This window comes from Micromonospora foliorum (assembly GCF_022229015.1).
GTDB classification, from domain to species: Bacteria; Actinomycetota; Actinomycetes; order Mycobacteriales; family Micromonosporaceae; genus Micromonospora; species Micromonospora foliorum.
In genome coordinates this window covers 1-21505 of record NZ_JAKKFF010000125.1, presented here as the reverse complement: position 1 = coordinate 21505, position 21505 = coordinate 1, and the positions used below count along the sequence as shown (strand labels likewise).

General features: G+C 71.0%; 17 protein-coding genes. 9 read left to right on the top strand and 8 right to left on the bottom strand.

Translation table 11 applies throughout. The features are described from left to right. Positions 1-787 (top strand): diacylglycerol kinase family protein (locus PSH25_RS11360; protein ID WP_238659054.1); only part of this gene is annotated, 787 nt, incomplete at its 5' end. Here the strand turns inward: PSH25_RS11360 and PSH25_RS11355 are convergent. Beyond that, positions 750-1667 (bottom strand): EamA family transporter, encoded by a 918-nt coding sequence (locus PSH25_RS11355; RefSeq protein WP_238659053.1) that lies wholly within the window; start codon positions 1665-1667, stop codon positions 750-752. The two genes, PSH25_RS11360 and PSH25_RS11355, sit on opposite strands and share 38 nt — an antisense overlap. Positions 1668-1780: 113 nt before the next feature. On the opposite strand from PSH25_RS11355, the gene PSH25_RS11350 reads away from it, so the two are divergent. Then, positions 1781-2077, top strand: coding sequence for a hypothetical protein (locus tag PSH25_RS11350; protein ID WP_238659052.1), 297 nt, complete (start codon positions 1781-1783; stop codon positions 2075-2077). Further along, on the top strand, positions 2074-2472 hold the full coding sequence (locus PSH25_RS11345) for a PIN domain-containing protein (protein WP_238659051.1): 399 nt from the start codon (positions 2074-2076) through the stop codon (positions 2470-2472). The genes PSH25_RS11350 and PSH25_RS11345 overlap by 4 nt, the downstream gene beginning before the upstream one ends. Positions 2473-2490: 18 nt before the next feature. On the opposite strand, the gene PSH25_RS11340 is transcribed toward PSH25_RS11345, so the two are convergent. After that, positions 2491-3261: an HAD family hydrolase gene (locus PSH25_RS11340; RefSeq protein WP_238659050.1), complete on the bottom strand. Its 771-nt coding sequence runs from the start codon at positions 3259-3261 to the stop codon at positions 2491-2493. An 86-nt stretch (positions 3262-3347) separates the two neighbouring features. Between PSH25_RS11340 and PSH25_RS11335 the strand changes: the two genes are divergently transcribed. Continuing rightward, entirely contained in the window at positions 3348-6149 is a 2802-nt protein-coding gene (locus PSH25_RS11335; protein WP_238659049.1) for a DEAD/DEAH box helicase, read from the top strand. A 166-nt stretch (positions 6150-6315) separates the two neighbouring features. After that, positions 6316-7200, top strand: a complete 885-nt coding sequence (locus PSH25_RS11330; RefSeq protein ID WP_238659048.1) for an MHYT domain-containing protein — start codon at positions 6316-6318, stop codon at positions 7198-7200. A 94-nt stretch (positions 7201-7294) separates the two neighbouring features. Here the strand turns inward: PSH25_RS11330 and PSH25_RS11325 are convergent, their stop codons facing one another. The 3 genes from PSH25_RS11325 to PSH25_RS11315 all read right to left on the bottom strand — a co-directional run bounded on the left by PSH25_RS11325 (position 7295) and on the right by PSH25_RS11315 (position 11730). Next, positions 7295-8164, bottom strand: a complete 870-nt coding sequence (locus tag PSH25_RS11325; RefSeq protein ID WP_238659047.1) for an endonuclease/exonuclease/phosphatase family protein — start codon at positions 8162-8164, stop codon at positions 7295-7297. 133 nt (positions 8165-8297) lie between these two features. After that, complete coding sequence (locus PSH25_RS11320) at positions 8298-9236, bottom strand: NHL repeat-containing protein (RefSeq protein ID WP_238659046.1); 939 nt, start codon at positions 9234-9236, stop codon at positions 8298-8300. A gap of 160 nt (positions 9237-9396) precedes the next feature. Then, a complete protein-coding gene (locus tag PSH25_RS11315) occupies positions 9397-11730 on the bottom strand; it encodes a beta-L-arabinofuranosidase domain-containing protein (protein WP_238659045.1) in 2334 nt (777 codons plus the stop codon). Between the two features lie 690 nt (positions 11731-12420). On the opposite strand from PSH25_RS11315, the gene PSH25_RS11310 reads away from it, so the two are divergent. Then, positions 12421-14196, top strand: coding sequence for a family 43 glycosylhydrolase (locus PSH25_RS11310; protein WP_238659055.1), 1776 nt, complete (start codon positions 12421-12423; stop codon positions 14194-14196). A 338-nt stretch (positions 14197-14534) separates the two neighbouring features. Further along, a complete protein-coding gene (locus PSH25_RS11305; RefSeq protein ID WP_238659044.1) occupies positions 14535-15923 on the top strand; it encodes an endo-1,4-beta-xylanase in 1389 nt (462 codons plus the stop codon). A gap of 93 nt (positions 15924-16016) precedes the next feature. Here the strand turns inward: PSH25_RS11305 and PSH25_RS11300 are convergent, their stop codons facing one another. The 3 genes from PSH25_RS11300 to PSH25_RS11290 form a co-directional block, all read right to left on the bottom strand. Beyond that, on the bottom strand, positions 16017-18884 hold the full coding sequence (locus PSH25_RS11300; RefSeq protein WP_238659043.1) for a glycosyl hydrolase: 2868 nt from the start codon (positions 18882-18884) through the stop codon (positions 16017-16019). A 157-nt stretch (positions 18885-19041) separates the two neighbouring features. Continuing rightward, entirely contained in the window at positions 19042-19464 is a 423-nt protein-coding gene (locus tag PSH25_RS11295) for an MmcQ/YjbR family DNA-binding protein (RefSeq protein ID WP_238659042.1), read from the bottom strand. Between the two features lie 40 nt (positions 19465-19504). Further along, positions 19505-20200: a DUF1223 domain-containing protein gene (locus PSH25_RS11290; protein WP_238659041.1), complete on the bottom strand. Its 696-nt coding sequence runs from the start codon at positions 20198-20200 to the stop codon at positions 19505-19507. Positions 20201-20355: 155 nt separating this feature from the next. On the opposite strand from PSH25_RS11290, the gene PSH25_RS11285 reads away from it, so the two are divergent. Continuing rightward, on the top strand, positions 20356-20658 hold the full coding sequence (locus tag PSH25_RS11285) for a GNAT family N-acetyltransferase (RefSeq protein ID WP_238659040.1): 303 nt from the start codon (positions 20356-20358) through the stop codon (positions 20656-20658). An 85-nt stretch (positions 20659-20743) separates the two neighbouring features. Continuing rightward, positions 20744-21460, top strand: coding sequence for an isocitrate lyase/PEP mutase family protein (locus PSH25_RS11280; RefSeq protein WP_238659039.1), 717 nt, complete (start codon positions 20744-20746; stop codon positions 21458-21460). Positions 21461-21505: the final 45 nt, after the last annotated feature.

Below are 21505 nucleotides of genomic sequence, written 5' to 3'. Positions count from 1 at the left end.
TTCAGACGTGTGCTCTGCCGATGTCGAGGCGGAGGCGGCGTGCCGGGCGGCCGTCGCCGACGGCGCTGGCGCGTTGGTGGCGGTCGGCGGGGACGGCACCGTGCACCGGGCGTTGCAGGCGGTCGCCGGCACCGACGTGCCGTTCGGTCCGATCCCGGCCGGCACGGGCAACGACTTCGCCCTGGACACCGGCTTCCCGGCCGACCCTCTCGCGGCGGCGGCGGTGATCGCCGAGGCGGTGCGCGACGGCCGCAGTCAACCGGTCGACCTGGCCCGGATGGTCGGGGTCGACGGCGTCGAGCGCTGGTACGGGGCGGTCCTCGCGGCCGGGTTCGACGCGATCGTCAACGAGCGGGCCAACCGGATGCGCTGGCCCCGCGGCCCGCGCCGGTACGACCTGGCGATCCTGATCGAGCTGGCCCGGCTGCGCCCACGCCGTTACACGCTGCGCCTCGACGGGGTGTCGCACGACCTGGACGCGGTGCTCGTGGCGGTGGGCAACTGCCCCACCTACGGCGGTGGGATGCGGATCTGCCCCGACGCCGACCCGACCGACGGGCTACTGGACGTGGTGGTGGCGGGTCGGGTCGACCGGCGGACCCTCATCCGCGTGAAGCCGCGCATCTACCAGGGCGCCCACGTCAGCCACCCGTTGGTGCGCAGCTTCCGGGCCCGCACCGTGGAGTTGGCCGCCGAGGGCATCACCTCGTACGCCGACGGGGAACGCTCCCTGGAGCTGCCGGTGACGATCAGCGCGGTTCCGGGCGCCCTGCGGCTGCTGCGTTGACCCGTACCGCGCCGATACTGGCCGCGATGACCAGCACGATGGCGGCGCACTCCAGCACTGTCAGCGCCTGCCGCAGCACCAGCCACCCGGCGAGCGTGGCGACGGCCGGGCCGAGGCTCATCAGCACCGCGAAGGTGGCGGTGGGCATCCGCCGTAGCGCCAGCAGCTCCAGGGTGTAGGGCAGCCCGGAGGCGAGCACCGCGAGGGCGGCGCCGAGCGCCAGCACCGGCGGGTCGAGCAGCACGGCACCGCCGTCGACGATGCCCAGCGGCAGGGTGACCAGCGCGGCGAGGGTCAGCGCCAGGGCCAGCCCGTCCGCGCCGGGAAAGCGGCCGCCGACCCGGGCGCTCAGCACGATGTACGCGGCCCACATGGCGCCCGCGCCGAACGCGAAGGCCACCCCGACCGGGTTCAGCCGGTCGAAGCCGCCCTGCCCGAGCAGCGCCACCCCGGCCAGTGCGAGCCCCGCCCAGCCCCAACTGGCCAGTCGGCGGGCGGAGAACACCGACAGCGCCAGCGGGCCGAGCACCTCCAGCGTCACCGCCGGGCCCAGCGGGATGCGTTCGATGGCCTGGTAGAACAGCGAGTTCATGCCGGCCAGCGCCAGCCCGAACGCGCCGGCCGCGAGCCAGGCCGAGCGGTCGTACCCGCGCAGTCGGGGCCGGCACACGACGAGCAGCAGCACCGCCGAGATGGTCAGCCGCAGGGTCACCGCGCCGGCCACCCCGGTACGCGGGAACAGCAGCGCGGCCACGGCGGAGCCGAACTGCACCGACAGGGCCCCGCCGAGCACCAGCCCCACGGCGGCGACGCCACCGCGACGGGCTGGTGGCGTGTCGGCCGGCGCCGTCGTGGGCAGCAGGATCTCGGTCACGGGCATGACGGTAGGCCGTCCGCCCTCGCCAACCTGCGGCGGTGTCCACCCGCCGACACGGCCGCAAGTGTTCGCCAACGTGGTGCTACCGGCGTACGGTCCCTGGTATGACTAGCGCGATGCGCAAACTATCGATCTCCGTGCCACCCGACGTGGCTGAGCGCCTGGAGCGCGAGTCCAACGCTAGTGCCTACATCACCCAGGCCGTCCGTGACCGGATGCGGCTGGACGCACTGGACGCGGAGCTGGCTCACCAGGGCATCCCGATCACCGAGCAGGGCGTGGCCGAGGCGCGCGCCCGCCGGGCTGCCGTGGAGGCCGACTGGTCGCCGGAGCGCCGCAGCGCCCTTCGCGAGCGGGCCCGCCAGCACGCGCTGGACGCCGCCGCCGGCACGCTCGAACAGCCGGCGGCGTGAGCCCCGAGGACGACCGCCCGGTCCGGCTCGTCCTGGACCGGTCGGCACTGCTGGCGTACCTGGCGGGATCGGTGCATGTCGGGGAGCCGCTGCACGAGGTCATCCAGGACCGCAACAGGTTTGGTGTCACCGCTGTGACCGCGGCGGAGGCGCTGGCGATCGTCAGCGACCCGAAGGAACGGGCGACCCTGCACCGGCTGCTGAACCTGGACGCCTGCGAGGTGCTCTCGACCGAGGGGCACTCCTGGCACGAACTCAGCTTCTGGCGGACGGTGACGGGCCGTGCCGATCTGGCCAGCACAGCGCTGGCCGTCCTCGAACACGACGCCTCGATCCTCACCGGGGAGGACCGGTACGGCGATGGCGAGCTACCGGTGATTCACATTCCCGACTGACGGCACACAAACTGCCGGTCAGCCCGGCAGGGCGAGGTCGAGCACGGCCCCCAGCCCGTTCTCCCGGCCCGGCTCGGCTGCCGGGAGCACCAGCACCGAGCAGCCGGCGGCCACCGCGCCCGCGTCCGCCGGGGTGTCACCGACCATCAGCGTCTGCTCCGGGTCGACGCCCAGCATCCCGCAGGCCCGCCAGAAGATCGCCGGGTCGGGTTTGCAGCGCCCCACCTCGTACGAGAGCACGAACGCGCCGACCAGATCGGTCAGCCCCCAGGTGTCGAAGTGTGGCCGCAGGTCGAAACCGATGTTGCTGACCACCGCCACCGGCACCCCGGCGTCGCGCAGCGCGGTCAGCGTGGGGGCGGTGTCGGCGTACGGTAGCCAGCCCTCGGCGGTCAGCAGCCGCTCGTAGAGCGCGTCGGCGAAGCCGTCGATGCCGGCGTCGACGGTCTCGGCCAGCCCGGTGTACGCGCCCCGGTGGGCGTGTTGGTAGAGGTCCCGGTCGGCCCACAGTTCGGCGAGTCGGGGTGGCACCCGGGCCGGCAGTGGCCCACCGGCGCGGCCGGCGGTCAGCAGTCGGTCGGCCAGCGAGGTGGCGCGGACCCGGTCCAGGGTGACACCGCACGCCGCCGCGGCCTCCAGCACCCACTGCCGGGGGTCCTCCACCTGGGCCAGGGTGCCGTGGAAGTCGAAGAGCACCGCCTTGACAGGGCGTCGGGACGCCCGTCGGGCGGCGGGCGCCTCGGCGGTGCCCGGCGGGCTGGTCTGGGGCGGTTCGGCATGGTCCGGCACGCCGTGCACCCTACCGACCGCCCCCGACCGCGCCTCCGGACGGCCTTGTGGGGTGGTGTGACTCGGCACGCACTAATCTTGGTGTCATGTCGAGCCCCGCCGAGCGGTACGCAGCGGCGCGCCGCAAGGCCGCACAAGCCGCACAGTTTCCGGCGCTGAACGAGTTCGCCCTGGAGTTGGGGTTCGACCTCGACGACTTCCAGCGGGAGGCGTGTCAGTCGCTGGAGCGGGGCAGCGGTGTGCTGGTCTGCGCCCCCACCGGTGCCGGTAAGACGGTGGTCGGGGAGTTCGCCGTCCACCTGGCGTTACGCGGGCGGCCCGACGACCCGGTGCCCGCCGCCGACGCGACGACCCCGCCGGCCCGGCGCAAGTGCTTCTACACCACGCCGATCAAGGCGTTGTCCAACCAGAAGTACCACGACCTGGTCGCCCGGTACGGCGCCGAGCAGGTCGGCCTGCTGACCGGCGACAACGCGATCAACGGCGACGCGCCGGTGGTGGTGATGACCACCGAGGTGCTGCGCAACATGCTCTACGCGGGCTCCAGCACCCTCCAGGGCCTCGCGTACGTGGTGATGGACGAGGTGCACTACCTGGCCGACCGGTTCCGCGGTGGGGTGTGGGAAGAGGTGATCATTCACCTGCCCGCCTCGGTCACTTTGATCTCGTTGTCGGCGACCGTCTCCAACGCCGAGGAGTTCGCCGACTGGCTGGTCACCGTGCGCGGCGAGACCGCCGTGGTGGTCAGCGAGCACCGGCCGGTGCCGTTGTGGCAGCACATGCTGGTCGGCAAGCGGATGTTCGACCTGTTCCACGACGCCGACGCCGCCCGCAAGCACGACGTGCACCCGGAGTTGCTGCGCTATACCCGGGAGACCGCGCGGCGGCTGGAGTTGGGCGAGGGGCGCAGCGCGGGGCCCGGTGCCGGCCGGCGTGGCCCGCGCTGGCGTGGCCCGTCGCGCCCGGACATCGTCGACCGTCTGGACCGGGAGGGTCTGCTACCGGCGATCCTGTTCATCTTCAGCCGGGCCGGTTGCGCCGCCGCGGTGCAGCAGTGTCTCGCCGCCGGGCTGCGACTCACCTCAGCGGAGGAGCGGGCCGAGATCCGCCGGGTCGTCGAGTCCCGGGTCACCGCCATTCCCGGCGAGGACCTGTCGGTCCTGGGCTACTGGGAGTGGCTGGACGGCTTGGAACGCGGCCTGGCCGCCCACCACGCCGGCATGCTGCCGGTGTTCAAGGAGGTCGTCGAGGAGTTGTTCGTCCGCGGCCTGGTCAAGGCGGTCTTCGCCACCGAGACCCTGGCGTTGGGCATCAACATGCCGGCCCGCTGCGTGGTCCTGGAACGGCTGGTCAAGTACAACGGCGAGGCGCACGTCGACCTGACCCCGGGGGAGTACACGCAGCTCACCGGGCGCGCCGGCCGCCGTGGCATCGACGTGGAGGGGCACGCCGTCGTGGTGTGGTCCCCGGAGGTCGACCCACGGCAGGTGGCCGGGCTGGCGTCCACCCGCACCTACCCGCTGCGCTCCAGCTTCCGGCCCTCGTACAACATGGCCGTGAACCTGGTCGGCACGGTCGGCGCGGAGCCGGCCCGGGCTCTGCTGGAGTCCTCGTTCGCCCAGTTCCAGGCGGACCGGTCGGTGGTCGGCCTGGCCCGGCAGGTGCAGCGCAACACCGAGACCATCGAGGCGTACGGCGCGGAGGCGGCCTGCCACCACGGCGACTTCGACGAGTACTTCGCGCTGCGGGTGGCGATCGCCGACCGGGAGAAGGCGATCGCCCGGCAGGGGCAGACCCAGCGCAAGGCCGCGGCGGTGGCCTCGTTGGAGCGGCTGCGGGTCGGCGACGTGATCCGGGTGCCGTCGGGCCGGCGGGCCGGGCTGGCCGTGGTGTTGGACCCTGCGACCGGCGGGTTCGGTGAGCCCCGGCCGCTGGTGCTCACCCAGGACCGCTGGGCCGGGCGGGTCAGCCCCGGCGACTTCACCACCCCGGCCGAGGTGCTGGCCCGCATCCGGGTGCCCAAGCACTTCAACCACCGGTCCCCGGGCGCCCGGCGGGATCTCGCCGCCGAGGTCAGCGGCACCGGCCTGGACCGGCACGGCGGCCGACGCGGGGGCCGTTCCCGGCAGGTGACCGGCGAGGACCACCGGATCACCCAACTCCGCACCGAGCTGCGCAACCACCCCTGCCACGCCTGCCCGGAACGGGAGGAACACGCCCGCTGGGCGGAGCGGCGTCGGCGGCTGGAGCGCGACACCGAGGAGTTGCGCGAGCGCGTCAGTGGTCGTACGGGGTCCCTCGCTCGGACGTTCGACCGGATCGTGGCGTTGCTGACCGAGCGCGGTTACCTCGCCCGCGACGGCGCGGTCACCGACGCCGGTCGGATGCTGGGCCGGATCTGGACCGAGGCGGACCTGCTGGTCGCCGAGTGTCTGCGCCGGGGTGTGTGGAACGGGCTGTCCCCGGCCGAGCTGGCCTCCGCGGTGTCCGTGGTGGTGTTCGAGGCACGCCGTGATGTCGACGAGCGGGCGTCGCTGCCGCGCGGGCCGGTGGCCGACGCGGTGGACGAGACGCTGAAGCTGTGGGGGGAGATCGAGGCCGACGAGGCGGCGCGGGGGCTGACCGCGACCCGGGAGCCCGATCTCGGTTTCGCCTGGCCCGTCTACCGGTGGGCCCGGGGCGAGGCGCTGGCCAAGGTGCTCGGCAGTGGTCACGAGATCGATGGTGAGATGCCCGCCGGTGACTTCGTCCGGTGGGCCCGACAGGTCGTCGACCTGCTCGGTCAGATTGCCGACTCCGGTGGTGCCACAACGGAGCTGCGGTCTACCGCGCGACAGGCTATAGCGGCCGTCAATCGGGGCGTTCTCGCGTACCACACGTCAGCCTGATCATTACGTTCAGTCATATTCGTCGGGGAATCGACGCAGCGGACGGTCACCGCAATGGCACCCCTCGGATAGCCCCCGGGGGCACTGTTGCGCCTGATCACAGCACCCCTGATCATTGCCGAGGCGTCTTGTTGACGCGTCGGTAACGAATGGGGAGAAACCCGCCGTGGCGGAGATCAATCACTTTGAGTACGGGTGGATCACGCCCGCGCTGAGCTACGCGCTGTCCGTGCTCGGTTCGATCCTCGGTCTGGTCTGCGCCGGTCGCATCCGTACGGCCCGGACGAGCGGTCAGCGGGCGTGGTGGGGTCTGCTGTCGGCCTGGGCGCTGGGCGGCACCGCCATCTGGGCGATGCACTTCATGGCCATGCTCGGCTTCGCCGTCGAGAACACCCGGATCCGTTACGACGTGCCGTTGACCGCGGCCAGCACGGCCATCGCCGTGGTGGCGGTCGGTATCGGCCTGGCCATCGTGGGCACCGGCCGGCTGAACCCGGTACGACTGATCGCCGGCGGCGTCTTCACCGGTGTCGGGGTGGCCTCCATGCACTACACCGGCATGGCCGCCATGCGCCTCAACGGCGGCCTCGGCTACGACACTGTCCGGGTCGTGCTCTCGGTGGTCATCGCCGTGGTGGCGTCCACGGTCGCCCTGTGGCTCGCGATGACCGTCCGGCGAGGGCTGGCGATCTTCGCTTCCGCGCTGGTCATGGGGATCGCTGTCAACGGGATGCACTTCACCGGCATGAGCGCCCTGTCGGTGCACCGCCACGACGGCACGGGCGAGCTGACCGGCACCGGGGTGAGCACCCTGCTGGTGCCGATCGTGCTGGCGGTGGTCTTCGGGGTGGTCGGTCTGCTCTACGCGCTGCTCGCCGCTCCGACCGACGACGACCGGGCCGCCACCGCGTACCTGGACGGGCGGCGACTCTCGGAGCCGGCGGCGCCGACGCCCACCGCCGCGCCCGACCCGGTCGGGTTGCGCGCCCGCTCCACCCTCGGCCAGCCGGGTACCCCGTTCCCGTCCCGCCGGGACACGCCGCCGCGCTGACGCCGCGCGGTGGGCGGCCTCATCCTGCTGTACGTGCACGGTCTGCTCGGCCGGGCGTTGCCGTCCGCGCCATCCGCGCCCGGCCGCCGGGCGGTCAGGACGGCCGGCGGCCGGGTCGGCTGGGGTCGATGGTGAGGGTGGCCAGCAGGCCGGGGTGGTCGGTCGCCCCGTGCATGGGGACCAGGGCGCGACAGCAGAGCGTGATGTCGGTGGTCGCCGTGATGTGTTGCAGTCGGCCGTCGTCGATCCGTTGGTGACCCGCCGGTGTGCAGGCCCGCACGTCGGGGTCGTGGCCGGCGAGCAGGTTGAGGTCGCCGCCCAGCACAGTGGGCTCGTACCCGGCGTTGCGACTGATCCTCGGCAGGATGGTGTCGAGCAGGTGGTCGCACTGGGTGAGCGCGACGCGGTAGCCGCTGGCCGACAGGTGGGTGGTGCAGGCGAGCAGGGCGCCGTCGACGTCGACGCAGAGCCAGGCTCGCTCCTCGGGGTCCGCCAGGTCCTGCGTCGGGTGGGTTCCGGCGTACACGGTGCGCGGGGTGGTCGGTGTCCGTACGTGGGTCAGCAGCCCGATGCCGAACCGTTGGCCGTTGCGGCAGCGGGTGTCGTCGCCGCTCGGGCGGTCGCCGGCGGCCTGGAACGCCGTCACGACGGTCCGGCCAGGGTGAACGGTTTCGAACACGTCGTGCAGGGCGGGGAGGTCGTCCGCGCAGATCTCGTTGAGCGTGACCAGGTCGGGTGCCTCGGCGGTGATCACCTCGGCGGCCCTGGTCATCGCTCGGCCGGTGTAGCAGCCGGCGCGGCCACTGTTGCAGAGGTTCAGCTGGAGCATCCGCAGGACCGTGGCCTGCGGGGCGTCCGTGGCGTCGGTGGGGAAGCTCGGCGGTGCGGCCGGCAGCGCGGCGGCGACGAGGAGGCAGCACACGGCCAGGGTTCGGCGCAGGAACCGGTACGGACGGGCGGCCACACGGACTCCGGGGGGCGCGAGGCGACGGTCATCGCCGAGGTGCCAGTGATCCTACTGGCGGGTCGATCGGCGTTCGACATCCACAGCGGTGGGCCGAGGGGGTACGCGGCCGGCGCGTACCCCCTCGGGTCGCTCAGTGGGCGCGGACCGCGACGGCCGTGTACGGCGTGGTGGGGGTCGGCGGTGTGGTGAACCGGGCGTTGGGCAGGTAGAGCCGGCCCAACGCCTTGGCGACGGTGGTGGGCACGTCGAAGTTCGGGTCGGTGATGGTGCCGGTGAGCGCTCCGGCGGTGCCGGAGTGGTTCAGCTGGACCACCGCGATCTGGTTGAGGCGGTTCTGCACGACGTAGAGGGTGCGGCCGAGCAGCAACAGGCCGTCGCCGTTGGTGAAGGTGTGGCCCGGCACGTCCACGGCGGTGCTCGCGCCGGTCCGCGGGTCGACCCGGTACAGCGTGCCGGTGTTGGACTGGACGACGATCAGCGCCCGGCCGTCCGGTGTGGTGGCGATGCCGTTGAGGTTCACGCCGGTGCCGACCTGCTCGTACGCGCCGGTCAGCGTGATGGTGGTGAAGGCGTCGGCGGGCGGCAGCGCCCCACCGCGACCGAGCGGCAGCCGGTAGAGCACCGGCCGGTTCGAGTCGGTGAAGTACGCGGCGTCGCGGGTCAGGACGACGTCGTTGACGAACGTCGGGGCGGTGGCGAACTGGTAGCGGGCCAGCACCTCGCCGGTGCGGGTGTCGAGCACGCGGGCGTCGCCGGCCGTTCCGCCGGAGACGAAGAGCCGGCCCCGTGGGTCGACCTTGAGACCGAGCGACGGGGTGCCGGTGGCCGCGCCGATCGTCGTGCCCTGGCCGGTGACCAGGTCGACGCGCTGGATGGCGCCGGTCGCGCGGGAGCCGAAGTAGGCGTACCGGCCGGCGGTGGCGATGCCCTCGGGCTGGAAGCCGTCGGGGAGGGCGAGGACGGCCGGCGGTCGCGCTGTGGGGTGCGCCTGTGCCGGCGCGACGGCCACGGTGGCCAGCATGGCGGCGGTCAACGCGCCGCCGAGCGTGGTGCGGAGGGGGCGGTTCACTGTGCTCCTTCCGGGCGGAAGCGGCACGAGCCGACACGTCCGCCACGTTCACTGGGGCCAGGACCCTCCCCACTGTACGACCGCCGGCGTGCGTCCGCCCGGCGTCACCGGCGCGGCCCTCGGGTGACCGCGCCGGTGAGCCCGTCGAGCGGGGCGGCTGTCAGGCGTTGCGGACCAGCCTCCACCGGTTGTCCGCGCTGCCGTTGTCGGAATCCTGCACGGCCTGCGCACCCATGGCGGTCGACCCGTTCAGGATCCCGAGCAGCTTGTTGCTGTTGACGTTGCGGATCTTGTAGGTGCCGTCGCCGTTGTCCACGAGGATCCACCGGTGGTCGGCGGTGCCGTTGTCCGCCCACTGCAGGACGCGGGCGTTGTCGGCGGTGGACATGTTCTCCACACCCAGCACCTTGCCGCTGTGGACGTTGCGGAACCGGACCGCGTTGCCGTCGGTCACGACCACCCAGTTGTGGTCAGCGGTGCCGCTGTCGCTCCACTGCACGGCCAGCCCGCCGTCGGCGGTGGACATGTTCTGCACGCCGAGGACCAGCCCGGTGCCGACGTTTTGCAGGCGGTAGCTGCCGCTGCCGCCGCCGCTTCCGCTGGTGTTCCAGTAGACCGTGTAGTTGTAGCCGTGGGCGTCGTAGAAGGGGGCGAGGTTCACCGTGGACCCGTTGGCGCTGGCGGTGAACGCGAGCGAGCTGGTGCTGGTCCGGGTGATCGAGGAGACGGTGAGGGCGGGCAGGGTGCTCAGCGCCGTGTTGCCGTAGTTGCCGGCCAGCACCGAAGGGCCGTACGTGATCGCGCCGACGTTGGCGTTGTCGTTGGCGGCCCGGACGGCGACCTGCATCGGCAGCCGCACGGTGATGGTGTCGCCGGCGGCCCAGGTGCGGGTGACCGTGGCGTAGCTGCCGGGTGTGGTGGCGACGTTCTCCACAGTGCCGTTGACGGCGATCGTCGCGCCGTTGGTCCAGGACGGGATCCGCACCCGGATGCTCCACGAGCCGCTCATCGAGCCGCTCAGGGTCAGGGTGCTGGTGTCGCTGACCGGGAAGCTGGTGGTCTGGGTGACAGTGATGCCGCGCTGTGTCCAGTTCAGCACCGACGGCGCGAACAGGTTCACGCTCAGCGTGGTGCCGTTGTAGAAGTAGATGGAGTCCATCAACCTCGTGTTGATCTCCAGGCCGGTGCCCTGGCAGCACCAGAAGGAGTTGTAGTCCGTGCTCCACGTGCCACCACCCCACGCCGGGCCCACCCCACGACGACCGCCCGGCCGCAGTGGGGTGAAGTAGGTGATGTGGCCGTGGCTGTCGGCCGGGTTCTGTCCGCCGATCAGGTGGTTGATCAGCGCGCGCTCGTAGAAGTCGAAGTAGTCCGCCCGGTTCGGGTCGAGCAGCCACAGCTCCCGGGTCAGTTTGAGCATGTTGAACGTGTTGCACTGCTCGCAGGTGTCGTTGCTGAGGTAGCCGGCGATCGCGTTCGGCGCCCGGAAGTGCTCCGCCTGGCTGTTGCCGCCGATGGCGTAGGTGTGCGCGCCGACGGTGATTCGCCACGCGTTGCTGGCGATGTCCCGGTAGCGGGTGGTCCCGGTCGCCTTGTACTCCCGGGCCGCGCCGATCCACTTGGGCACCTGCGTGTTGGCGTGCAGCCCGTTGAGCTGGTCCTGGTTGGCGGCCAGGGGGTTGAACACGGCGGCGTGGTCGAACCGCTGCGCGGTGGTGAGCCACCGGGAGTCGCCGGTCTGCTGGTAGATGTCGGCGAGCACGTCGTTCATGCCACCGAACTCGGTGCCCAGCATCGACTGCATCTGGCTGGAGCTCAGTCGGCTCGTCCGGGTGTCGACCCAACCCGCCAGCGACAGCAGCACCGTACGGGCCTGGGTGTTGCCGATGTAGCGCCAGACGTCGAGCAGACCGGCGAGGGTCTTGTGGATGCAGTAGTAGGGCACGTTGCCGTTGGACAGCGTCCGTGCCTCGAGGGCGGTGAAGTCGGACTCCGGGAAACCGGAAAGGTAACCCGCGCCGAACCCGGCGGCGCCGTTGTTGGCCTGACACTTGGCCAACTCGGCCACCATGTAGTTGGCCTTGTCCCGGCAGGTGGTGTCGCCCAGCACCGCGTACGCGTACGCCCACGCGCTCAGGAAGTGCCCCTGCATGTGGGTCCGGAACGGGAAGTTCGGCGCGTCCCAGCCCCCGTTGGTGGCGGCGCCGTTGGTGGACAGCCGGTGGTTGGCGCGGAAGTTGTAGAGCATCCGGTCGACGTCGACGAACCGCAGGTAGTTGAGCGTGCGGGTCTGGTTGTCCATCCAACGGCCGGCGGTGAGTCTCACCTGACCGGGGTCGAATCCGTACGCCGAGACGCCGATGTCGGACCGGGCCGGGGGCACGACCGCCGCGGACGCGCTGGCGGGAGAGACGGCGGCGCCGGTCGCGGAGACCACCACGGTGGCTCCGGCGGCCTGAAGCAGGTGGCGGCGGCTGAGGGGCGGGGGTGGCATGGGGAACCTCCAGGTGGCCGGGTACGTCGGGGCCGCCATCGATGGCGGTGGGGGTGTCGGCGGCGAAGGGCCGACGACGGGTGGGTGGTGGGTCGCGCTCGCGGTCGCCGTGGACGCCGGGTGCCCACCCCTGGCGCTTATCGCGGCACATCGATGTGATCGCTAACATAGTTCGTCGTTAACACGCCCGCAACCCCCGGGGCACCTCGCTGACCCATCCGGTGGCGACGTGACCGGGAGCATGCCGGGCTCGGCGGCAACTATGGTCCGAAACGGACATCTGCCGGGCTCGCGATCACGGGCTCGTGACCGTCAGTGACCGATCCCGGTGAATGCCCTCCCGTTGACGCTCGACCGGCGGCTCAGTACGGTGCATCGTAAATCTTCGATGTCAACGTCGATACATCAATGCTGCGATGTGGTTACGACGGTCATCCCGCGCCTCACAAAAATCCAGGTCAGACAGGGGAGGGGGCATCCGCGAAGAGCTGTTAGCGCTAACACAGCCGCCGGTCACTGCCCGGCCTGCGGACGGCACAGCCCGTTCGAGCGAGAGCCAGGGCAGCGGTGGCTCGCCCAGTCAGACACGCGCACGGCGCACTCTCTGTGGGAGTAATCGTGAAGGTGAAAGATCGAACCACCACCCGGGCCACCAGCCGGGCCAGGCGCGCCATCGCCTGGCTGGCGAGCATGGCGTGCGTCCTAGCACTGGTCCCGGGCACGGCCAGGGCCGACAACCCCATCGTCCAGAACATCTACACGGCCGACCCGGCGCCGTTGGTGCACAACGGCCGGGTCTACCTCTACACCGGACATGACGAGGACGGGTCCACCTACTTCACCATGCGCGAGTGGCGGGTGTTCTCGTCCGCCGACATGGTGAACTGGACCGACCACGGCTCGCCGATGAATCTGGCGACATTCGCGTGGGCGGACGCCAACGCGTGGGCCGGGCAGGTCGTCGCGCGGAACGGCAAGTTCTACTGGTACGTGCCGGTGCGCCAGCGCTCCAACGGGCAGATGGTCATCGGCGTCGGGGTGGCCGACAGCCCCACCGGGCCGTTCCGTGACGCACTCGGTCGACCACTTGTCGGCAACAACGAAATCGACCCGCACGCGTTCATCGACGACGACGGGCAGGCGTATCTGTACTGGGGAAACCCGGGTCTGTGGTACGTGAGGTTGAACCCGGACATGATCTCGTTCTCCGGCAGCGCGACGCGCATCCCACTCACGACGGCGGGGTTCGGTACCCGTACCGGTAACGCCAGTCGGCCGACCCTGTACGAGGAGGGGCCGTGGGTGTTCAAGCGCAACGGCCTGTACTACAACGTGTTCGCGGCGGAGTGTTGCTCGGAGTTCATCGCGTACTCCACGGCGACGGGACCGACGGGGCCGTGGACGTACCGGGGAACGATCATGCCGCGGCAGGGCGCCAGTTTCACCAATCACGCGGGTGTGATCGATTTCCAGGGTGGATCGTATTTCTTCTATCACAACGGGGCGTTGCCCGGTGGTAGTGGTTACACCCGTTCGGTCGCGGTGGAGAAGTTCAATTACACCAGCGGTGGCCTGTTCCCGACGATCACGATGACGAGCGCGGGTGCCCCGCAGGTGGGCACGCTCAACCCGTACGTGCGGCAGGAGGCCGAGACGATCGCGTGGGGCTCGGGGATCGAGACCGAGGCGTCCAGCGAGGGCGGGATGAACGTCGGTTGGACCGAGAACGGCGACTACATCAAGGTCAAGGGCGTCGCGTTCGGCGCGGGTGCGACGTCGTTCAGCGCCCGGGTCGCGTCGGCCACCAGCGGCGGCCGGATCGAGGTACGCCTCGACAGCGCCAGCGGCCCGACCGTGGGCACCTGCACCGTGGGCGGCACCGGCGGTTGGCAGACCTGGACCACCACCACCTGCGCGGTGAACGGAGCGACCGGCACCCATGATCTCTACCTGCGCTTCGCCGGTGGCAGCGGCAACCTGTTCAACATCAACTGGTGGCAGTTCAGCGGCACCGGCGGCGGCAGCGCCAACCTGATCACCAACGGCGACGTGGAGAACGGCACGACGGGCTGGGGTGTGCACGGCAGCGGCACGCTCGCCAGGAACACCACAGTCGCGCACGGCGGCAGCGGGTCGCTCTCGATCACCGGCCGAACCGGCGCGTGGAACGGCCCGAGCCAGGACGTGACCGCCAAACTCACCAACGGCAAGAGCTACACCACGAACGTCTGGGTACGCGCGCAGAGCGGCACCCCGTCGGCGAAGGCGACGCTGTCGCTGACCGCGAACGGCACGACGAACTACCTCCAGCTGACCCCGGCGGTCGGGGTGAACGTCAACGGCTGGACCCTGCTCACCGGCACCACGACCGTGTCCTGGAGCGGCACGCTGTCCGCTGCCGCCTTCTACGTGGAGACGGCCGAGGGCACTGACAGTCTCCTCGTCGACGACGCCTCGTTCCAGTGACGGGCGCTGCCGGAGCCGTGCGCGTACGGCTCCGGCAGTACGACGACGTGCCCCACCACCGCGAAGGAACGACAGGTGCCCGGCCGGGTTGGTGACGACTTGACGAACGGCATGTTATCGCTCACAGTCGATGGTTGAGGGCGGCCGCACCTGTGGTTCACCGGGCGAACCTGCTGTGGCCCCTCGGAGCGCGACGTCCGCCCAGGGCATGCCGGACGTCGGGCCAGGACTTCCCCGCACTGCTGCCGCGACGGTGACCGGCGCTGCCGTCTCCGTGTCGCGGGAGCAGATTCGGGCGTGCGCCTCCATCGCTGCACCACCACAGAGAAGGAATCCGCATGAATCACAGAAGAGCCCTGCGAGCGGCGGTGACCGTCGCAGTTACCGGCGTTCTCGCCGCCGGGATGACGATGGCGCTGACCTCCACGGCCAGCGCCGGCACGACCCTCCGAGCCTCGGCGGCCGAGAAGGGCCGCTACTTCGGCGCGGCCGTCGCGACGGGCAAGCTGTCCACCAGCACGTACGTGACAATCCTGAACCGTGAGTTCAACAGTGTCGTGGCCGAGAACGAGATGAAGTGGGACGCCACCGAGCCGCAGCAGGGTCAGTTCCGGTACACCGGTGGTGATCGTCTGGTCAGTCACGCGCAGGCCAATGGCATGAGCGTGCGGGGTCACGCGTTGTTGTGGCACCAGCAGCAGCCGGGTTGGGCGCAGGGCATGTCGGGCAGCGCGTTGCGGAACGCGGCGATCAACCACGTCACGCAGGTCGCGACGCACTTCCGGGGGAAGATCCATTCGTGGGACGTGGTGAACGAGGCGTTCGCCGATGGTGGTGGCGGTGGGCGGCGTGACTCGAACCTGCAGCGCACCGGTAACGACTGGATCGAGGCGGCGTTCCGGGCGGCGCGGGCGGCGGATCCGGGTGCGAAGTTGTGTTACAACGACTACAACACCGACGGGATCAACGCGAAGTCGACGGGGATCTACAACATGGTGCGGGACTTCAAGTCCCGTGGTGTGCCGATCGACTGTGTGGGGTTCCAGTCGCACCTGGGTACCTCGTTGGCCGGTGACTATCAGGCCAACCTGCAGCGGTTCGCCGACCTGGGCGTGGATGTGCAGATCACCGAGCTGGACGTGATGACCGGCGGCAACCAGGCGACCATCTTCGGCGCCGTCACCCGCGCCTGCATGAACGTCTCCCGATGCACCGGCATCACCGTGTGGGGTGTACGGGACTGCGACTCGTGGCGTGGGTCTGACAACGCTCTGCTGTTCGACTGCAACGGCAACAAGAAGGCCGCGTACACCAACGTGCTGAACGCCCTCAACGCCGGCCCCGCCATCCCCACCACGCCGCCGCCCACGGACCCGCCGCCGACGACCCCTCCGCCCACGGACCCGCCGCCCACCACCCCGCCGCCGGGAACGCCGGATGGCTGCTCTGCGTCGGTGTCACTGAACTCGTGGAACGGCGGGTTCGTGGCCACCGTGAAGGTGACCGCCGGCTCCGCCGGAACGAACGGGTGGAACGTCGGCGTGACGCTCGCGAGTGGTGCCAGTGTCACCAACACCTGGAGCGCGACGGCCAGTGGCTCCACCGGCACGGTGCGGTTCGCCAACGTGGACTACAACGGCCGCCTCGGCGCGGGCCAGGTCACCGAGTTCGGCTTCCAGGGCACGGGCAGTGGGGCCGGCATCACGCCCACCTGCACCGCTTCCTGAAAATGACTGACTGACCGCACACGCCGGCCGGTGTGGGGGACCGATTCTGGTCCTCCGCACCGGCCGGCGTCGTGACGCGTTCGAACGGGTCGATCAGGAGTACGGAAGCCGCAGCACCGACTGGTTGCCGATGCCCAGCGTGGTCGGGTTGTTGCCGATCGCCGACCAGACCTCCACCCGGACCGTGCCGTTGCTCAGCGCGCCCAACGTGCCGGTGGCCGAGGACAGGCCGGCGTTCTGCGTGTAGTGCTCGTAGCCGGTGACCGGGTCGGTGGCGAAGTAGCGCAGCGTCTCCACCCGTTCCCAGCTGCCGTTGCCGGTGAGGTCGTAGGAGATCCGCACCTGCACGCCGTTGCCGACCGCCGTGCCGGCGTCCACGAACAGGTCGAACGCCGTCTGGCCGCCGGCGTAGGCGAGGTTGAGGCCGGTCGCCGTGAAGACCTGGGCGTTGGTGGGCGTACCGTCGTGGTTTCCGTTTGCCGCCGCGACCGTCGTCGTGGCCGCGCTACCGGCGGCGCCCAACCCGCCCCCGGGCAGCAGGTACCGCGTCGGGGTGCCCGGGGTCGGCGGCGGGTCGGTGGTCGGTGGGGGGTCCGTCGGCGTCGTCGGAGGGACGCCGCCGGCCGCGTTGCCACCACTCCAGGTGTACGCCCCGGTGGTGGCCGTCTTGCCGGCTCCCACAGTGAGCGTGGTGCCGTTGGAGAACGTCACAGTGATCGGCGTCGCCGTCGGGTTCGACGCCACGTAGGTGCGGGCCCCGTTGCGGGAGAAGACCGCCGACAGCGGATGGTTGCCGGTCACCGTCGTGTCGACATTGCCGAGGGCGGCGAGGTTACGGATCCAGTGGAACGTGTGCGCCCGGCTCTCGCCCTCCTCCGGGGTGTAGCCCGGGTTGGCGCGCAGGTTCGCCAGAGCCGCGTCGGGATCGCCGAGAGCCTGGAACTGCCAGAGGATGTCCTGCCACACCGTCGGTTGCCCACCGTTGTTGCGGACCAGTTCGGCGTAGTTGGTCCGCACGTACGCCGGGTTGTTGCCCAGGTAGAGGTGTCCACCGGTGACCGGCAGCAGGTTGATGCCCTGGATCATCTCCGGCTCGCCGCTGAACCAGGTGGCGTACGCGCCGCCGTCGCCCCAGACCATGCCGACCGTCGAGTGCCCGAAGGCGGCGGGGAAGTTCTGGTCGCTGACGTCGAACCAGTACTCCTGGATGGCGGCGGCCTGGGTGGTGTAGAGGAAGACGCCGGCGTCGCGGACGGCGGTGTTACCCGTCGTCTGCCCCCACTGGATCAGGGCGCTCGCGAAGTTCATCCCCTCCGACGAGGACTCCTGGTTGTTGCCGGAGCCGAACGAGCCGTGCCCGGACGCCCAGTCGTGGCCGGCGTAGATGTCGAAGTCGCGCAGGTACGGGAACTGGGTGTCGCCGCGGCGGTAGTTGTTGGCGTCGCGGATCAGCAGGTCGACCATGGCGCCGTAGCGGCTGGTGGCCGCCCAGGCCGGGTCGAACTTCGCCAGCGTCGCGGCAGCGGCGATGTAGTAGCCGTAGTGGAAGTGGTGGTCGTTGAGCTCCTGGTCCGACCCGTACGACGCGGGGTAGCCGATCAGGGTGCCCCAGTTGTTGTCGTAGTAGAAGACCCGGCTGGTCTTGCCGCTGGACGCGGTGAACCAGTCGGTGAGCGTGCTGCGAATCGCGTTCAGCGCGCTGTCGCGCGTCGCGGTGTCGTTGACCTGGTCGGCGATCTCGGCGATCCGCGCGGCCCGGCCGAGCCCCTTGCCGGTCCAGTAGGTGTCGTTGCCGCGCTGGTCCATCGGGTTGGCGCGAACGGCGGCCAGTTGGCTGGTGAGCGTCGCCAGGTCGGCGCCGCTCCCGTCGCCGACGGCCGGCAACTCCGGCAGGATGCCCTGGAACTTCATGGCGGTGCGGAACTGGTTGACGCCGGTGAGCACCTTCATCCGGCCGCGCGCCGACGGGTAGGTAGGCGTGATCGCGGTGGAGCCGCTCAGCGACTTCCACTGGTGCGGGTAGAGGCTGACCACGGTCTGCGTGGCGGTGCCCTCCCGGGCGGTCGTGGTGAACGCGTACGTGGTGGTCAGGCCGCTGGTCGCCGGGTTGTAGGCGTACGACACCTGGGTGCCGGTCACGTGGGCGTGCGCGTACTGACCGTAGGTCGCGGCCAGCGCGGCGCGCTCGGTCGCGCTCGACGTCGGCGGCAGCAGCGCGACGGAGAAGTAGCCACGACCGGCCAGGGTGGACGAGATCCGGCCGGACGCCACGGTCCAGCTGGCACCGCTGGGCGCGAACCCGACGTAGTCGTGGCCGTTGACCCGGAAGCCGATGGTGGCGCCACTGTTTGACCAGACGTCGGGGGTGCCGGCGGTGCTGATCTGCGCGTTCCCACCGGTGGTCTGGAAGTACGCGAAGGGCAGCCCGTGGCCGATTGTCGCGCGCATGGTGCGCGTGCCGTCGCTCCAGTGCGGGCTGACCGTCCAGTCCGTCCACCCGTCGACCTTGACCTGGGGGGCGGCGAGGCCGGCCACACCGACCCGGATGTCCTGCACGTACGGGTAGTGGAACTCGCCGACACCGGTGGCGGTGCCGCTGATTGCGGGCGTGGAGTTGGCGGAGAAGCCGAGCCCGTCACCGAAGGTGTCGTACGAGATCGGGTGGGCGTGCAGCGGCTCGCTGAAGGAGCAGTCCGTGCGCTTCCACAGCAGTGAGGACCACCAGTCGTTGGTGGGTATCGGCCCGGCGGGCGCGTTGGCGGTGGCGAACTGCCGGGGGTTGCTGGACATCGCGCCGCAGCCGCTGGGGAGCGGGCCGACCGGGGTGGTGGTGTAACTGCCCGCGCCGACGGGTGCGGCTTCGGCCGCACGGGTGACGGGGATCGCGAGGCCGCCGACGACCAGGGCCAGCGCGGTGGCGGCGGCCAGGGCCCATCGGCGGTGGGGGACGGGAGGTTTCATCGTGCCTCCATCGCGCGCGCCGGGTGCGGCCCTTGCCGGGTCCAGCGCTATGCGTCTGAATTGGGGGGAAGGTCAGGTGAGAGAGCGCTCTCTCGGCCACGGTAATCGAGTACCGAGATCCCCGTCAATGTGTCCAACCCGTTGCGTGCTGATGTCGCTATTTGCCGACGCCCGCGCGGTCGCCCAGCAGACCGCCCGCACGGTCGCCCAGCAACTCGCCCGCACGGTCGCTCGACAGCGAGTCCGGTACGCGCATCCGCCACGCGTCGGTCACCAGCTCGGTCAGCCGGTCCACGTCGACCGCCGCCAGGCGCAACAGCACCAGGGGCAGGCCGTGGTAGCCAGGCGTGGTGAAGAAGACCTCGGGCTCCCCGAGCAGGAGAGCCTGCTTCTCGGCCTCGTCGCCGACGAACAGCACCGCGATGTCGAGCCGGATCACCCGGGGCTTGCCCGGTATCCGCTCCGGGTAGGACCAGACGAAGCCCTTGTCGGCCACCCGGAAGTCGAAGCCGTCACTGGGAATCTCCACCGTGTGCGGCAGGGCCAGGGCCACCCGGCGTACGTCGTCCGCGTCAGCCACCGAACCTCCTCGCACCGCGCACCGTCCGCATGCCCTGAGATTACGCGGTGGACAGCTCGACGGCCGTGGCCCCGACGATCGCCCGGTCGCCGTTCTCCTGGACATAGCCGACCACGCTGGCGCTCTGCGGATCGACGCCGGGCGGTGTAGCCAGCTCCACCTGCCCCCGCTCGGCGTCCAGGCCCACCGACCGGAAGGCGCGTACGACGTTGTCCTGCCGCAGCGTCCGTCCGGCGTTCTCGCCGCGGGCGATCTCGCTGGTCAGGGCCCGTTCCACGACCGCCACGTGCAACACCGCGCGCTCCGGTGGCTGTTCCGTCCGGTAGTCCACCATCACCCGGTCGTTGCCGAGGTTGGCAATGGAGAGCGCCAGTGGCGTGGTGGCGGTCGGGGCCATGGCGGACATGATCGCGGCGGCGGCCCGTCGGCGATCGGAACCGACGAACTCGACGGTGCCGTTGACGACCATCTGCGGGGTGTACAGACCTCGGGTACCGAACGCGCGGGCGTACGCCTCCTGCCGCGCGGTGTACGCCGCGTCCGCGAACTGGTCCGGCCACCCCAGGTCGTCCCAGTAGTCGACGTGGAACCCGAGAGCGAAGACGTTCTGTCCCCGTTCCCGTGCGTCGCGCTCGATCTCGCTCAGCAACTCCTCCGCGGGAGGGCAACTGTTGCAGCCCTGGGACGTGAACATCTCGACGACGGCGAAGCCGCCGTCCGTCGATGGGTTCGTCATGATGGCGTGTCTCCTCCCACGGTGTGCCCGGCGGCGCGTCTCCCGGTGCCCGGCGGCGTTGCGTTTCCCGTTTCGGCCGAGACAATGCGCGTGGGGTCGTGTCCCCCTGCCGGCCTCGCAATGAGCGCCGCCGGGGCGGGTGGTTGGATGGTCGGGTGCAGTTCACCGTGACAGACGCGCCGGCGCGGGAGCGTTTCGAGGCGCGTGACGAGGCGGGCGCGGTCGCCGGGTTCGTCACCTACCAGCTGACCGGCTCGATCATCGCCTACACCCACACCGAGGTCGACCCGGCGTACGAGGGCAAAGGCGTCGGGTCGACGCTGGCGCGGGCCGTGCTGGACGACGCGCGGACCAAGGGCCGGACCGTCGTGCCGATCTGCCCGTTCATCGCCGACTGGGTGGTCAAGCACCCGGAGTACGAGAGCATCGTGGTCCGGTCCACCCGCAAGATCAAATAGGCGCACGTCCCCGGTCGGGCGGTGTCAGGATGGTGCCGCCGTCCCCGGAGCCCAGCCCCTCCGCAGCCCGTCGGGAGACCCAACGATGACAGTCGCCACCTTCCGTGCCCTGCACCACGACCGTGCCGCCGGCGACCCGCTCGTCCTGCCGGGCCCCTGGGACGCGGCCAGCGCCCGGGTGCTGGCCGACGCCGGTTACCCGGCGCTCGCGACCCCGAGCGCGGGTGTCGCCGCCTCGCTCGGCTACGAGGACGGCGCGACCCCACCGGACGAGATGTTCGCGGCGGTCGCGCGCATCGTCCGCGCCGTGTCCGTTCCCGTGTCCGCCGACGTCGAGGGCGGCTACGGCCTCGTCCCCCGCGAGCTGGTCGGGCGGCTGTTGGAGGCCGGCGCCGTCGGCTGCAACCTGGAGGACTCGGAGGGGCACGCCACCCTCAAGGACCCGCGGCGGCACGCCGACTGGCTGGCCGAGGTACGCGCGGAGGCCGGCGACGCGCTCTTCATCAACGCCCGCGTCGACACGTTCCTGGTCGGGACGGGTGACCCGGCCGACGCGGTGGAACGCGCCCGCCTCTACGTGGCGGCCGGCGCCGACTGCGTCTACCCGATCCTGGCCCCGCCGCAGGTGCTCCCGCAGCTGAGGGAGGGCATAACGGGGCCGATCAACATGGCCGCCGGACCGGACCGCGAGTCCGTTGCCGAGCTGGGCCGGCAGGGCGCCACCCGCATCACCTTCGGCCCGGGAATGCAGCGGTACGCAATGGCGGCGATCGGCGACCTCGCGGCCGAGCTGCGCGCCTGAAGGCTGGACCCGGCCCGCGCGCTACCGCCCCGCCCCGCCCCGCCC